Annotated in this window: 10 protein-coding genes and 1 pseudogene; all 11 read left to right on the top strand. The window is 71.3% G+C overall.

Annotated features, from left to right (window positions below; genetic code table 11):
- The first annotated feature begins 9 nt into the window (after positions 1-9).
- The 11 genes and pseudogenes from NOO62_RS01095 (at position 10) to NOO62_RS01045 (ending at position 15,824) form a co-directional block, all read left to right on the top strand.
- Positions 10-6,729, top strand: a complete 6,720-nt coding sequence (locus NOO62_RS01095) for a type I polyketide synthase (protein ID WP_268768993.1) — start codon at positions 10-12, stop codon at positions 6,727-6,729.
- Positions 6,726-9,068 (top strand): TIGR03617 family F420-dependent LLM class oxidoreductase, encoded by a 2,343-nt coding sequence (locus tag NOO62_RS01090; RefSeq protein ID WP_268768992.1) that lies wholly within the window; start codon positions 6,726-6,728, stop codon positions 9,066-9,068. The genes NOO62_RS01095 and NOO62_RS01090 overlap by 4 nt, the downstream gene beginning before the upstream one ends.
- Positions 9,061-10,095, top strand: coding sequence for a beta-ketoacyl-ACP synthase III (locus NOO62_RS01085; RefSeq protein ID WP_268768991.1), 1,035 nt, complete (start codon positions 9,061-9,063; stop codon positions 10,093-10,095). Before NOO62_RS01090 ends, NOO62_RS01085 begins: the two co-directional genes overlap by 8 nt.
- 27 nt (positions 10,096-10,122) lie before the next feature.
- Positions 10,123-10,383 (top strand): hypothetical protein, encoded by a 261-nt coding sequence (locus tag NOO62_RS01080; RefSeq protein ID WP_268768990.1) that lies wholly within the window; start codon positions 10,123-10,125, stop codon positions 10,381-10,383.
- Positions 10,380-11,597 (top strand): beta-ketoacyl-[acyl-carrier-protein] synthase family protein, encoded by a 1,218-nt coding sequence (locus NOO62_RS01075; RefSeq protein WP_268768989.1) that lies wholly within the window; start codon positions 10,380-10,382, stop codon positions 11,595-11,597. Before NOO62_RS01080 ends, NOO62_RS01075 begins: the two co-directional genes overlap by 4 nt.
- A gap of 248 nt (positions 11,598-11,845) precedes the next feature.
- Complete coding sequence (locus NOO62_RS01070) at positions 11,846-12,232, top strand: nuclear transport factor 2 family protein (protein ID WP_268768988.1); 387 nt, start codon at positions 11,846-11,848, stop codon at positions 12,230-12,232.
- Between the two features lie 249 nt (positions 12,233-12,481).
- Positions 12,482-13,033: a hypothetical protein gene (locus tag NOO62_RS01065; RefSeq protein ID WP_268768987.1), complete on the top strand. Its 552-nt coding sequence runs from the start codon at positions 12,482-12,484 to the stop codon at positions 13,031-13,033.
- Positions 13,034-13,280: 247 nt separating this feature from the next.
- A complete protein-coding gene (locus NOO62_RS01060) occupies positions 13,281-13,880 on the top strand; it encodes a DUF4389 domain-containing protein (RefSeq protein ID WP_268768985.1) in 600 nt (199 codons plus the stop codon).
- Positions 13,881-14,265: 385 nt separating this feature from the next.
- Positions 14,266-14,679: a spore-associated protein A gene (locus tag NOO62_RS01055; RefSeq protein ID WP_414930966.1), complete on the top strand. Its 414-nt coding sequence runs from the start codon at positions 14,266-14,268 to the stop codon at positions 14,677-14,679.
- A gap of 580 nt (positions 14,680-15,259) precedes the next feature.
- A pseudogene (locus tag NOO62_RS01050) lies at positions 15,260-15,433 on the top strand (pirin family protein); the annotation flags it as partial.
- A 49-nt stretch (positions 15,434-15,482) separates the two neighbouring features.
- Complete coding sequence (locus tag NOO62_RS01045; protein WP_268768983.1) at positions 15,483-15,824, top strand: GNAT family N-acetyltransferase; 342 nt, start codon at positions 15,483-15,485, stop codon at positions 15,822-15,824.
- Positions 15,825-15,845 lie beyond the last annotated feature (21 nt).

Genomic DNA, 15,845 nt, shown 5'->3' with positions numbered 1-15,845 from the left:
GTTGAGCAGATGCGCACGTCCGCCCCCAGTTTCCACGGTGGCCCTGACGCAGATGAGCCAGGCGATCGTGACCTGCCCGGCGACGCCATCGCCGTGATCGGCATGAGCGGCCGGTTCCCCGGAGCACCGGATCCGCAGGCTCTGTGGCAGCTGATGGCCGAGGGCCGTGACGGTGTCGCCGACGCCCCGTCCGACCGCCCATGGATGCACTCCCTGTACGACCCCCAGCCACGCACCCCGGGGAAGGTCCCCACGCGGCGCGGTGGCTTCCTTCCGGGACTCGACCTGTTTGACGCGGCGTTCTTCGGGATGTCGCCGCGCGAGGCCCGTCGCATCGACCCCCAGGTACGCCAGTTGCTGGAGGTGGGCTACGAGGCCGTGCAGGACGCCGGGGCGCTGCTCGCGAGGCTGGAGGGGCAGGGCACCGGGGTGTTCATGGGCGGCGTCAACACCGACTACTGGCTGCGTCAGATCGGCGAACCCCAAGCCCTGGACATCTACGCCGAGGCGGGCTGCACCGGCAGCGCACTCGCCGGGCGCCTCGCGTACGCCTTCGACCTGCGCGGCCCCGCGGTCACGGTCGACACGGCGTGCGCGTCGTCGCTGACCGCCGTCCATCTGGCCTGCCGAAGCCTGCGGGCGGGCGACTGCACGGTGGCGCTCGCAGGCGGCTCAAGCGTGATTCTCACCCCGTACAACACCTTGACCTTTGCGACGGCGGGCGCGCTCAGCCCCGACGGGAGGTGCCGGTTCGGTGATGCCGCCGCCAACGGGTACGTGCGCAGTGAGGCCGTCGGCGTCGTCGTCCTCAAGCCCCTCGCCCGGGCCCTCGCCGACGGTGACCGGGTGCGTGCGGTCATCCTGGGCGGCGCCGTCAACAACGACGGTTTCGCCGGGGCCGGGATCGCGGCGCCCAGCGTGCAGGGCAAGGCGGAGCTGCTCGCCGCCGCGTATGCCGACGCCGGTGTGGACCCGTGTGACGTGCACTTTGTCGAGGCGCACGGCACTGCGACCCCGGCCGGGGACGCCGTCGAACTCCAAGCGCTGGCCCAGGCCATGGGTGAGCGTGAGGCGGGGCGCGAGAAGTGTCTCGTGACGTCGTCCAAGCTGACCGTCGGACACAGCGAGCCCGCCGCAGGGGCGGTGGCGTTGATCTCCGCGGTGCTGTCCCTGGAACAGCGGCAGGTTCCCGGCAACCCGTGGCTGACCGACCTCACCCCGGCGCTCGACTGGGCCACCGCCCCCTTGCGGCTGCCCCGGCATCTCACAGAGCTGCCCCCCACCGGCCGCCTGTTCGCCGGGGTCAACGGCTTCGGCGCCACCGGCACCAACACGCACCTGGTGCTGACCAGCGCCCCCAAGACGCCCCAGTCGGCTGCAGAACCCGGCGAGCGCCCGACGGTACTGACCGTCTCCACCAGGTCCCGGGCGGCGCTCTGCGAACTCGCTGAACGCTATGCACAGCTTCTGGAGTCGCCCCGTGCGGCAGCGATCGACCGGGTGGGCGCCGCAGCCGCGACACGGCGGGACCACCATCCGCACCGGCTCGCACTGCCGGCGGATTCCTCGCAGGCGGCGGCACGGGCGCTGCGCGACTTCCTGGCCGACGCGCCCCGGCCCGGTACCGCGGTCTCGTCTCCTGGTCCGCGCCCCCGTCTCGTCTTCGTCTTCCCGGGACAGGGCTCGCAGTGGGCGGGAATGGGCCGTGAACTCCTCGCAGAGAAAAGCGCGTTCAGGGAAGCCATGGAGAAGTGTGACGCTGTCATCGAGGAGTACGGCGGCTTCCCGCTCATCGAGACGCTCCTCGGTGACGACACCTCCTGGATGGAGCGGACGGCGCGGATCCAGCCCGTGCTCTGGGCGATGAGCGTGTCCCTGGCGGCACTGTGGCGGTCCTGGGGCGTCGCCCCCGACGCCGTCATCGGCCACAGCCAGGGCGAGATTCCCGCCGCGTACTGTGCCGGAGCGCTCACCCTGGAAGAGTCTGGCCGCGCCAGCTGTGTCCGGGCGGCGCTCATCGACGATTTAGCCGAAGGGGGCGCACTGTGCTGGGTGGAGGTCGCGTCCGCTGAAGTCCCGGACCTGCTGAGGGCGTTCGGCGCCACCGCGGAAGTCGCTGTCGAGGAGAGCCCGGGCTCCAGCGTCCTGGCCGGGACGCCGGAACAGATCGACCGGATCGTGGCGGGCTGCGAGGAGTCGGCCGTCTCCTGCGTACGGGTCAAGGCCGGGTACGCGGCGCACACCTCCTGCGTCGACCCGGTACGTGCTCCGCTTCTGGAGTCTCTCGCGGATCTGATGCCGCGCGAGACATCCGTGCCGTTCCTGTCCACCGTCACCGCCGGACCCCTCGACGGCACGGTGCTCGACCGCCACTACTGGTGGCGCAACCTGCGCGAACCGGTCCGCCTGAACCCTGTCGTCAGCTCCCTGCTGGCCGATCGGCCCACCGTCTTCCTGCACATGTCGGCACACCCGGTACTCATGAACGCGCTGTCCCGGCCCGGCGCGACGGTTCTGCAGTCGCTGCGCCGCGACAAGCCGGAACTGCCCAGCCTGTACGAATCGTTGGCCGCCCTGTACGCGGCCGGCTTCGACCCCGACTGGGACCAGGCGCTCGGTCCCGCCATCGGCGCCTTGGACCTGCCCGGCTACCCCTGGCAGCGCTCCCGGCACTGGTTCCAGGCCGCCGACTTCCCCTGGCCGCCGCTGGACAGCACCGAGCCGACACCAGCCGAGGCGTCCGACGCCTCACCCTCCGCTCTCCTTGGATCCACGCCCGCACTCACCCGTGAGGAGCCGCCCCTCGTGCGCCAGGCCAACGACCACCCTCTGCTCGGCGTGCGTGCCGATGCTCCGGAGGGCGCTGTGCGCTGGCAACGCACGCTGGACCGCGAACGGCACGCCTTCCTGCTCGGCCACCGCGTCGACGACCGGCCACTCATGCCGGCCGCCGCGTACCTCGAACTCGGCCTGGCCGCCGCCGAATCGCTGGGCATAGCGGAGGACACCGAGCTGACCCGCATCGGCCTGAGGGAAATCCTGCTCCTCGACGACGACGCCCCGTGGCATACCGAGCTGCGCGTCACCGCCACGAAGGACGGGAACGGCGACGGGAACGGTTGGCGCATCGAGGTGGACAGCCGCGATTGCGATGCCCGCCGCTGGACCACCCACGCGGTACTCCGGCTCACGTCGGCCACCGGGCAGCACACCCCGTATGCGCCCCTGGACGCCCTGGACGCCCTGGACGCCCTGGACGACCTGCGCGGGCGCTGCCGCGCCTGGCAGGCCGGTGCGCGCTTCTACCGTGACTCCGCACGCCGCGGCAACGACTGGCAGGGCGCCTTCCGCTGCATCACCGAGCTGTGGGCCGGCGACGGGGAAATCCTGGCCCGGCTGCGCCCCGCCCCCATGCCCGACGACGGCTGTCGCATCCACCCCGGCTCCCTCGACAGCTGCCTACAGGCCGTCGCCGCGTTCCTGCCGCCTTCTGACGCGGCGGACGAGCGAGGGTTCGTGCTGGACAGCTTGGGCAGCGTGCGACTGCACACCCCGCGCGTCCGTGGCCCCTTGTGGGCACACGTCTCGGCCAAGGACCCGCATAGCGCGGACGTGAGTGTCTACGACGTCAGAGGACGTCTGGTCGCTGAGGTTGCCGACATCGTCACGGCGGGACTCGCACCGCGCGGTGCCACAGCGCCCCGCGCGGACGACGGGTTCCTCACCCTCGACTGGCAGCCGGTCCCCGACGCCCCGACCTCTGCGGCCGACGAGGCCGGAACCTGGCTGCTGATCGGCTCCGGTTCGGCGTTCGACGAGCAGCTGCGGGGCGCGCTGTGCGACCTGGGCTGCACGGTCGCGTCAGTACGTCCCTCGGGGCGATACGCCTCCACGGGCACCGGGCGGTTCCGCGCCGACCTGGAATCCGAGGAGCACGTGGTCCGCCTTCTCAAGGAGGTCGGGCGGGGCGGCCCGATCCGCGGCGTGGTGAATCTCGCGGCGCTCGACTGCGGCCCGGATGAGGAGGCGTCGGAGAACGCCGTGCAATGGGCCGCCACAGACTTGTGCACGGGCGCCCTCCTTCTGCCCAAGGCGGTGCGGCTGGCGGAACTCGACGCGGCACCCGGTCTGTTCACGGTGACACGCGGCGCACAAGCCGTAAGGCCCGACAACGCCTGCCCTGCACCGTGGCAGGCCGCTCTCTGGGGACTCGTGCCCACCATCGGCCTCGAAGGACCGCACCTCACGTCCACCACGCTCATCGACCTGACCCCCGAGGGGCCTGACGGCGGTGAGGCAGCGCGGCTGGCCCGCGTTCTGTGCGCTCCGGACAACGAGGACCGGATCGCGCTGCGCGGCACGAGCCGCCTCGTCCCGCGCCTGCGCCCCGCCACCACTGCCGTCTCGGAGCACGCCGGGGCGGCCGCTCTGGAGACATCGGGTGGTCTCGGCGGTCTGGAGCTGCGTCCTGCCGAGCGGCCCGCGCCGGGCCCGGACGAGGTGGAGATCGAGGTATCCCATGGGGGTCTGAACTACCACGACGTCCTTTCCGCGCTCCTCGGCCTCGGCGGGGAGGGCCACGGCCCCGAAGCGCTGGGCGGCGAATGCGCCGGAACCATCACCCGCGTCGGCAGCGCGGTCACCGGTCTCGCGGTCGGCGACGCGGTCATGGCCTTCGGCCGTCCCGCGCTGCGCACCCACCTGGTGACCCGTGCGTGCTGCACCGTTCACAGGCCGCGGCAGCTCGGCCCCGCCGAAGCCGCCGCGTTCCCGGTCGCCGCGGTGACGGCGTACCTGGGACTGGTCGAACTCGCCCGGCTCCAACCGGGAGAGCGGGTGCTGATCCACTCGGCGACCGGCGGCGTCGGCCTTGCCGCACTCGACATGGCCCTGCGCCGGGGCGCCGTCGTGTATGCCACCGCCGGGACAGCGGAGAAGCGCGACCTTCTGCTGAAGCTCGGCGCCGCCAAAGTCGCCGACTCACGCGGAACCGACTTCGCCGAAGCCTTCCGCACCCCCGACGACGACGCGGGCCTCGGCAGCGTCGACGTCGTCCTCAACACTCTCGTCGGGGAAGCCGTCGAGGTGAACTTCTCACTGCTCAGCCCCTTCGGACGCTACGTCGACATCTCCGTCAACGACGTACGTGACGGACGGCCACTGCCGATGAGCCTGTACGCTCCCGGGCGCTCCTACCACCTCATCCACCTGTATGCCCTGTTGCACCGCGATCCGCAGCGCTTGGGGGTCCTGCTGCGTGAAGTGACCGGGCTCATGGAGCGCGGCGAGCTGGAACCACCACGGGTGACGGTGTATCCGGCGGACCGGGCGACGGAGGCCTTCGCTCTGCTGGCCCGCGCGGGGCACCTCGGTAAACTCGTCCTGAGAATGCCGGCGGTCACTGCCCGTACGACGACTGATGTCGCCGTTCGGCTCGACGCCACGTACCTGGTCACCGGAGGACTCAGCGGAGTCGGCGGCCTGTGCGCCGCATGGCTCGCCGACCAGGGAGCACGGTATCTGCTGATTACCGGTCGCACCGAAGGTCTCAGCGCGGACGCGAACTCCGCCGATCCGCGTGAGCAGTTGTTGGCTGAACTGCGTACGGCAGGCGTGGACGTGGAGTACGCGGCGGTCGATGTCGGCGACGCCGGGGCCATGGCCGCCCTGATCGACCGTCGCGCTGCGCGCGGGCTCCCGCCGGTCACCGGAGTGGTCCACTCCGCCGCCGTCCTCGAACCGGTTCCCGTGGCGAGCCTGACGGAGACCGACCTCGACCGGACCATGCGGCCCAAGGTCGCGGGCGGCTGGGTCCTGCACCGCCTCTTCGCAGGCCAGAACCTCGACTTCTTCGTCCTGTTCTCATCGGCGGTCTCGCTGCTCAGCGGGCTGCGCACGGGAGGCGGCCTGGGCGCGTACGCGGCGGGCAACGCCTTCCTCGACGCCCTCGCCGCCCACCGCCGCGCGGCCGGACTGCCCGCCACCGTCGTCAACTGGGGTTACTGGAGCGGGACCGGCCTCGCCCACCGGCTCAGCGAGCGCGGTGGTCATGACGTACGGCCTCCCGGGATGCGCCCGATCAGGCCCGAGGAGGCCGCGCCGCTGTTCGCGGAGATGCTCCGCCCCGACCGTCGCGAAGACGACGGCCGAATGGTGTACCTCCCGGCCGACTGGCAGCGCTACGTCGCTCACGCACCGCGCGACGCATCCGCGCCGATCCTTCGGAACCTCCTCGGGGACGGACCGCTCCACGCCGACGCGCCGGGGGAGGACGAGGAGCGGCTCCGGCCCCGGCCCGCTCCCGAGGACGTACCAGTGCCTCAGCCGCGGGCCGCGTCACAGACCGAGGCCCCGAAGGCCCGGCAGGAACCGGTGCCCGCGCCCCCCTCAGCCGAGCACGGCACCGCCCCGGCGCAGACCCCCGTCGCCGAACCCCGCTCCCCGCACTCCGCCCGGCCGGCCGACACGGCTCCTGGCGCCGACGCGTCGGACCTGGAGTCCTGGCTCGTCGAACAGGTCGCATGGTCGCTCGGCCTCACCACCGAGGACGTCGACCGCGAACAACCACTCAACCGGCAGGGTGTCGATTCCCTCATGGCCACCGAACTCACCGTCCGACTGCGCCGCGAACACGGACACGAGATCACGGTGTCACAGCTGCTGCGTGCCCAAGGGGTGCACGCCCTGGTCGCCGAATTGCAGGCGGACGCGGAAGACCCCGCGGCATGAGCGGCTCTCTTCCTACGCTCACGCCGAGCGGTCCGCCGCGTACGGTACTGCTCACCGGCGCCACCGGCAGTCTCGGCGGGCATCTGTGCGCCGAACTCCTCACGGCCACCACCGCGACCGTGCTGTGCCTGGTGCGCGCCGCCGACCCGGAAGCGGCCCGCGCCCGCCTGGAGGCGCGCCTCTCGGCCCTGGACGAGCCGCCCGCGCGGGCGGTCCACCGGCTGTCCGCGCTCCCCGGCGACCTCCAGCGATCCGGGTTCGGCCTGCCGGGCGATGTCTTCGACGCGCTGGCAGAGTCCGTCGACACCGTCGTCCACAGCGCGGCGAGCATCAACCTCGTCGCGGATTACGAGGAGCTGGCGCCAGTGAACCTCGGGGCGCTGCGGCACCTGCTCACACTGGCCCGTCGCCGCCAGGAACTGACCGGCCGCCCTCCGGTCTTCCACCACGTCTCCACCCTGGGCACGCTGCTCGCGGCCCGTCGGCAAGGGCTGGCCGAGGTCGACGAGAACACCCCGGTCACCGAGCTGACCTCCGGGCCATTCGGCTATCCGCGGACCAAGGCGGCCTGCGAGGGCGAACTGCGCCGCGCCGCCGCGGAGTTCGGGCTGCCGGTGCACATCTACCGTCCTGCCGTGGTCACCGGCCATTCCCGCACCGGTCGCACCGCACCCGCCGCCGATCTGCTCGTGCCGCTGATGCGCGCGGCGGTTGCCCTCGGCGCGGCGCCCACGACCGCCTCGGCGACACCGGCCGAACGCGTGGACGTGGTCGCCCGCGCCCTGGTCGCACTCGTCAACCGCGCAGACGCGCCGTCCGGGCGCGCCTACCATCTGGTCCAGCCCGACCCCCTGCCCCTGACCGACCTGTTCGGCGCCCTGCGCCGGGCCGGGCACCGCCTCGACCCGCTGCCGCCGGCCCTGTGGTGGCAGCGGGTCGAGGACCATGCGGGTGATCCGGACGTCCAACCGATGGCGGCGCTGCGCGATGTCGGCCGATACCTCTTGGCCCTCGGCGAGGAGCACGTCTTCCCTTCCGTGCGTGCGGATGCCACCTGGAAGGCGCTCACCGAGACAGGCGTCACCGCCCCACCGCTTGACGCCGCCTACCTCGACCGGCTGGTCGCAGCCCTCGAACTTCCCCGGCGAAACGGCGCACCGGCCACACTGCGCGTTCGCGCCGCCCGCGCCGCACCACCCGCTGTGCGCATCGACCGCCTCCTGACCCCGTTGCGCTTCGACACCGCCGCGCTCCCACCGGACCCGGCGGCCGCGGCCACCGCCTGTGAGTCGTACGGCTACGGCGGTCTGTGGGCGCAGGAGCAGAACCACGACCCGCTGCTGCCGCTCGCCGTCGCCGCTCACGTCACCAGCACGCTGCCACTGGGCACCGGCGTGCTGATCGCACTGGCCCGCTCCCCGATGACCACCGCGCTCGCCGCCCACGACCTCCACACGACCAGCGGCGGCCGCCTCACCCTGGGCCTGGGCCCGCAGTTCCGCGCCAACTTGGAACACCGCTACTCCATGCCTGGCGACCGGCGCCTGGGCCGTCTGCGTGAGTACGTGGCGGCCCTGCGCCACATCTGGTCCTCCTGGAACGAGGACCGCCCGCTGAGCTTCCGGGGCGAGTTCTACAAGCACACCCTCACCAACCCGTTCTTCACCCCTCCACCGAGCCCGTACGGCCCGCCCCGCATCGTGCTCGCCGCCACCGGACCCAAGGCCGCCGAACTCGCCGGGGAGATCGCCGACGGCCTGATCGCCCCGCCCTACGCCAACCGCCGCCATCTCATCGAGGTACTGCTGCCCGCCCTCGAACGGGGACTGGCCCGCTCCGGGCGCGACCGCACCGACTTCCACCTCATCCACTCACCCCTGACGGTCACCGGCGGCACCGCCGCCGAACGCACGGACTCCGAGCAACAGGCCCGTACCCTGGTCGCCCTGTGGTGCGGCACCCGCGCCTACCGGCCCGTTTTCGCGCCGTACGGCCTCGCACCGCTCGCCGACCGGCTTGCCGAACTCAGCCTGGAACCGGGGCCGGACCGATGGCGCCGCATGGCCGAGCAGATCGATGACGCCACTCTCGACCTGTTCGCCACCCGGACCGACCGGCCGGCCGACCTGGGCGGTGCACTGCGGTCGCAGTACGGCGGCCTCGCCGACCACCTCGTCCTGCCCGCCCCCTCCGGCCAGGACCCCTGCCCCGCCCGCTGGCACCCCGACCGCCTCGGCCTGTGCGCCGCCGACCCGCATCTCACCCCCGCCGTCGCGCCGTCCGTGCCCGGCCCGCGCGCACCGCTCGCCCTCCCCGACACCAGGACAAGCCATGCCTGACCCAGGAGCGAACGCCTGCCAAACCGCCGCCGTCCTGTGTGGTTTCGGCGGATACGTACCTCACAGCACGCTCGCCAACGCCGAGCTGGCCGAGCGTTTCGCAGTGGACCCCGAGTGGATCCTCCAACGCACCGGCATCGCCGAGCGCCGCGTGGTCGAACCCGGCGGCGCGACCTCCGACCTTGCCGTCCACGCGGGCAGGGCCGCTCTGGCGATGGCCGACGGACCGCCGCCGGACGCGATCGTGCTCGCCACCTCCACCCCCGACCACGTCACCCCGGCCACCGCCCCCGACGTCGCCGACCGCCTCGGACTCGGCGGCGCCGCCGCCTTCGACGTGGGCGCCGTGTGCAGTGGGTTCGTCTACGGCCTGGCCACCGCCACCGGACTCATCCGTGGCGGCGTCGCCCGACGAGTCCTGCTGATCGGCGCCGACACCTACACCACCGTCGTGGACCCGCTCGACCGCGGTGCGGCGATCCTCTTCGGGGACGGCGCGGGCGCGGTCGTCGTCCGGGCCGGCACGCCCGACGAGCCGGGCGCGGTGGGGGAGTTCGACCTCGGCAGCGACGGTGCGCACAAGGATCTGATCCTGATGCCCGCCGGTGGATCGCGGCAGCGCTCCTCCGGGGCCCAGCTCCCTCCGGACACACAACGGACCCACCGTTACGCCCGGGTCGTGGGCAATGAGGTCTTCAGGAACGCGGTCCGCCGGATGACGGCCTCCTCCCGTGCTGTACTCGACGCCGCCGGATGGCCTCCGGACCAGGTCGACCACGTGGTCCCGCACCAGGCGAACGCCCGCATCACACGCGCTGTCGCGGAGCATCTCGGCGTTCCCCGGGACCGTTTCCTGTCCAACATCGAGCGAGTGGGCAACACCGCGGGCGCCTCCATCCCCCTGCTCCTGGCCCACGCGGCCGCCGAGCGGCGCCTCGCGGCGGGTGCCCTGGTCCTGCTCACCGCGTTCGGAGGGGGACTCACCTGGGGGTCGGCGACGCTCACCTGGCCTGCTCTCACCCCGTGAAACGTCTCCTCGTCAGAAAGGCCGCACATGACCAGTGACCTCGACCGTGCCTCGACAGCCGACGTGCTCGACCGGCTCACCGAGACCCTGCACACCCGCTTCGAGGTGCCCCGCGCCCTCCTCACGCCCGAAGCGCGGTTCGCCTCGCTGGACCTCGACTCCCTCGCCATCGAGGAGTTCGGCATGATGATCGCGAACGACTTCGGTCAAGAAATCTGGACCAGCTACGACGATTCCTTCACCCTCGCCCAGGCGGCTCACGCCCTCGCCCTGGGGCGGCCGCTGTGACCCTGCGCCGCCCCGGCCCGGTCGTCACCGGCGTCGGCATGATCTCCCCGGCCGGGCAAGGCGTGGACGCCAACTGGAAGACCGCGCTGACCGCCGACGCCGAACCGGCCGCACCCGATCCCGCGCTGCGGGGGCTGCCCTGGCAGTACTCCTGCCGCGTCCCCGCATACGAACCACAGGCGGCCGTCGGCCCGGCCCGCCTGTGGCGCTTCGACCGCCACACCCAGTTCGCCTACCTGGCCGCAACCGAGGCGCTCACCATCTCCGGACTTGACCCCGCCGACTGGGAAGCCGAGCGGGTGGCAGTGATCTGCGGTACGGCAGTGGGAGGCGCCGAGACCGTGGCCGAACAACAGCGCCTCCTCGACGAGCACGGCGTCGACCACGTATCGCCGTACCTGCTGCCGAAGTGTCTTCCCAACATGGCTGCCGGAGCCCTCGCCATCGAGTTCGGGGCCCGCGGCCCCTGCCTGGCCCCGGCCGGAGCCTGCGCATCCGGATCCCTCGCCCTCGCCACCGCGGCACTCCTCATCCGCTCCGGGGCGTGCGACATCGCGATCGCGGGCGGCACCGACGCCGCCATCACCCCGCTCTACGTCACCGGTCTCGGCCGCATGGGCACCCTCGCCCCCGACGGCAGATGCCGCCCCTTCGACCGGGACCGTACGGGCTTCGTCGTCGGCGAGGGCGCGGCCATGCTCGTCCTTGAACGCGACGAACACGCCCGCGCACGCGGCGCCCGCCCCCTCGCACGCCTGGCCGGCTGCGGCACCACGGCCGACGCCCATCACGTCGCCGCCCCCGACCCCGTCGGGGCCGGTGCCGCGGCCGCGATCCGTACGGCACTGCACGAGGCCGGAGCCGCACCCCGTGAGGTCGCCTACCTGCACGCTCACGGCACAGGCACCCGCGGCAGCGACGAGGCGGAGGCCCATGCCATTCGCGCCGCCCTCGGCGAAGGTCGCACGGTCACCTCTCTCAAGGCCCTGACCGGCCATACCCTCGGCGCAGCGGGCGCACTCGCCGCCGCATACACCGTCCTGAGCATCCACCACGGCGTCGTCCCCGCCACGGCAGGCCACCGTCACGACGACCCCGCCCTGCCCCTCGACGTCGTTCGGGGCGCACCCCGCCGCCAGCAGTTGGACATCGCCCTGTGCCAGGCCCTCGGCTTCGGCGGGCAGAACGCGGCACTGGTGCTGTCGGCGCCCTGACAACCGCTTGCTCAGTGGGTGTTGGCGGCTGGATGATCTGTCGTGTGGGCGTCGGCCGCGGTACAGCGGGGCGCGTCGGCGGTGCGGTCCTGCCGACAGCGGAAGGCCCGCCGCCCCGGGCACATCGTGGGCGCCCCCGACTCTGCCTCTTGAGCGCGGGCCATGACGCTGTCCGTCATTCCCCGAGGTTGGCCAGTGCTGTGACCGGGGACGAGCGCGGTCCGCGAGGCGACTGGTATTACTGGTGCATGCAGGAAGAGCAGGAAGAGACCGCGCGGTCCGCGATCGACACGTTCATCTCCGCGTTCAACGCCTCGGACGACAGCTATGTGACTGCGCTGCTCTCCCAGGCCCTCACCTCGGATGTGGTCTTCTGGGGGCCGTTGGGCCGCAGTGAGGGGATCGGGGCGGTCGAGCGGTTCGTGCTGGACATCCGGCGTCACCCCGCGGGGACCGGCACGATGGTGCGCTGTTCGGCGGTGGACATGCCGGACGAGTGGGCCCGGTACCAGTGGGTCTTCACGACGCCGGACGGAGGCCCCCGTCTGGCGGGAACGGACGTCGTCCATCTGCGGCGGAGCCTCATCGACCAGGTCATCGTCTTCGCGGGGGAGATCGAGCCGTCCGCCTCCTGAGTCGTTCGCCTCTGACGCCGTCCTTCTCCTGAACCGGCCCCGTTCGGGGCTCGGGTCTGCCCGGCCGAGATCATCTTCACAATGCTTCGGTCACCGGCCCCGATTCCCGGCGGCCGATAGCCACGACGACCAACCCGGGCGAACCTATGCGGTCACAGCACCAGGCATGCGGAGACGCTGGTGCCGGAGCGTGCCCTCGCTCATTCTGTAGCCATGGATGACAACTCCAGTGTAGGTAACGCCCTTTGGGTGGCCTTTCCCAAGCTCTGGATCTTCGAGCCCGGTGGTCTTCCTGCGGGGGTCCTGCTTCCGCTGGCGGTTGTCCTGGCCCCTCTCTGGCCGGAGGGAGGGCTCACGCTGGGCCTGGTCGCGGTTGTGTGGATGTGCGTCCGCCTGACCGGCTGGCTGCGTCACTGGGCCACGGTCGTCGAGATACGGGTGGACGAGCAGGCCGGCCGGCTGAGGCTGCGGCAACGGTACGGGCGGACCCGTGTTCACGCGCTGGGCTCGTTGACCGAGGTGCGACCCGTGCAGGTCGGCCCGGTCTCCTGGGTATCCGCCGGGTCCGGCAAGTACGAGGAGTACGACGAGTACGACGAGTACGAGGAGAAGGACCAGGTGGTACTGGAGCTGCGCGTCGGCAGGCGGCTCTACACCACGTACAACTCCCCGCACAGTACGTCCGCGATGGCTCGGGCCATATCGGCGCTGAAGGCGGTGTGCCCTGGGGTGAGGGTGCTGGAGCCGGAGTCCCGGCGGCCGACCTTCGTGGATGTCGAGCGGGGCATGTCACCGGGCTGAGACGGCCCCGAAGAAATGCCTAGGCGCAGGCATCGGCATCCTCGACGCACGTCGAAGAGGGCCCGGCCACGGAGCTGAACAACGAGCTGTTGTCCGGGTCGGCGGCGGAGGTTTCGGGGCGGCCCGGGGCCCCAAGGCCGTAGTCCGTGCTTCCATCCCGAAACCTTGACAGGCCTATGGCGTGAGCGTACGACGGGACCACTGGCGGTTCGTCGTCACCCGTGAACGGCTGCCCTAGGAGGGCACCATGTCACTGGCTACTCCCTACCCCGCTCAACTCCACCTTCAGGGCACACGGAAGATCGCCCGCTGGCGACCGTTCGTACAGTGGCTCCTCGCTGTTCCGCACCTGCTGATCGCCTACGTGCTCAGCATGCTGCGTGTGGTGCTGACCTTGATCGCCTTCTTCACCGTGCTGTTCACCGGGCGCATCCCCCGCCCGCTCTTCGACGTGATCGCCATGTCCCTTCGCTACGAGTGGCGCGTCGCCAGCTACGTACTTTTTCTGCACGAGGACTATCCGCCGTTCGACTTCCAGACGACCGCCGACGACGACAGGGCCGATCCGCACACGATTGTCACCTTCGCCTATCCCGAGCAGATGTCACGGTGGCGCCCCCTGGTCAAATGGCTCTTCGCCGTCCCGCACTACGTGGCGCTGGCTGTCTTCGGCGTCGCGGCGACAGTCATCGTGATCATGGGGTTCTTCGCCGTGCTGTTCACCGGCTCCTATCCGCAGAGGCTCCGAGACATCCTCGTGGGTATCTACCGCCACAGCCTGCGGGTGCAGAGTTACGTCGGTCTGCTCACCGACACGTACCCGCCCTTCAGCCTGCAAGCCGACTGAGACTCCGTATCCGCATGGCCCATGAAGTCGACGCGCGCCCGGCAGCGGTCCACTGTCGAGCGCGCGAATACCGGCGCCCGGGTGCGCGGCCTGGGACAGAGCCATACAGCGATAAGGAGTACGCCGATCATTGGGCCAGGCGTCGACGGAAGGCGGTGCCCGGCCCACCGTCCGGCAGGAAGAGAGGGGCTGCTGTGTGGTGTGGTGCCGGATCGTGCCGGCATCAGGAATGCGGAGCGCGGGGTGCAACTGGCACGGTCTCCGGCTGTGTCCTTTCTGGCAAGAGCGCCATCGGGGGAGCGGCCGACAGAACATGACGGCGCCTCAGACAGTGTGCCGGCACCCAGCTCGGGGAGGGCGTATGGAACGCAGGGGATACATCCGGATGGCAGGAGTCGCCGTGACGCTGGCCGCAGGGAGTGTCATGGTCATGGCCCCGGGGGTGGCCGCAGCCCCGCCCGCACCCGCGGCCGCGTACAACAAGGCATGCGGCACCGGCTACAAAGTCGTCAACCAGATCAACATCGGGAAGGCAGGGACGACCTATCTGACCTATAACTCCGCGACAGGAAAGAACTGTGCCGTAACAATCCGCAGCACCCCGGGCCCCGCCGTCCACATGTACGTCTGGGTCCAGCGGGACGACACCAGAGACTACGCCGATGACGACGGTTATTACCGGTCGTACGCGGGGCCGGTCTACCTCGACGCCAGAGGCTACTGCGTTTCTTGGGGCGGGGTGATCGCTGGCGAGTCAGCCGGCAGGAGCGGCACAAACTGCGGTCGGATCAGCGGGTAACACGCGCTCCAGCGTCCGGTAGCGAGGGAATGTGGCCGCGACACTGCCTTTTGCCGCCTCGCTCGTCATCACGTACGCCCTGCCGGCCGTCGCCGAACCGCAGCGCACCGGAAACTTCAGTTCCCGCCGTGCTGCGGCCCGGTCCAGCAACTGCTCGACGGCGCAGGTACGTCCCTGAGGTATGACTGCCGCTGTGCCCGGACCGCGGACCGCCGTCCGGCACACCGCCGGACTGGCCGCACTGCGGCCAAGGCGCGACCCCCACCAATCCGGTCGGCTGCCGCAGCGTCCACGTCGACGACCACACTGCCTGCCTGGCCCACTTGTACGAGGCCGACAGCGCCGCCCATTTCGCGACGCTGTCACCCGGCGGCGACATCGACCACCGCGCCACCCCGTTCACCCCTCACTCCGTTCACCCTGAACTGCTGGATCGGTTACTCGCTGCCTTGCGCGCCCCCGCCACCCTTCGGCCCCACTTCGCCATCGGTCGCAGACTCTCGAGGTCCCATGCTGACGGTTGCTGACCGTCCGAGGGCCGAGGCGCCTCTGACCTGCGGGAAGCCGCCGAGTACTCTCTGTGTGGTGGAACTTCATCGGCCGCAGCCACGAGGACATCGTCGAGGTCAGACGGGCGTCGGAAGCAGCGTCCGACCGTTTCGGCGAGGTCGAGGGCTACCCCGGCGCCCGCCTCCCCGCGCCCGCCCTCCCGAACGCCACGATCGCACCGCGCAAGAACCCGGCGCGTACCTGACGTGTTCCTCCGACGCGTTTCTGACGCGCCCCTGAAAGGAAGAACGACGATGACGCAACCCGAACTGACCCCGACCGTCCGACGCGTGGACGCCAGGCACCGCTACGAAATCCTTGTCGACGGCGAGAGCGCGGGCTTCACCGCCTACCGCGACCGCGACGACCGGCGCGTGTTCTTCCACACCGAGATCGACGACGCCCACGCCGGGCAGGGCCTGGCCTCGATCCTCGTACGCGAGGCGCTGGAGAACGTCCGGAGCACGGGCCTGCGCGCCGTGCCCGTCTGCCCCTACGTGGCGAAGTTCCTCAAGAAGCACGAGGAGTTCGCCGACCTCGCCGACCCGGTGACGCCCGAGGTCCTGGAGTGGCTGGACGGCGTCCTGAAGCGCTGAGCGGTGATCGCTGATGGTAGG

This window comes from Streptomyces sp. Je 1-369, from assembly GCF_026810505.1.
Taxonomy (GTDB): domain Bacteria; phylum Actinomycetota; class Actinomycetes; order Streptomycetales; family Streptomycetaceae; genus Streptomyces.
This window is presented reverse-complemented; position numbering and strand designations above follow the sequence as displayed.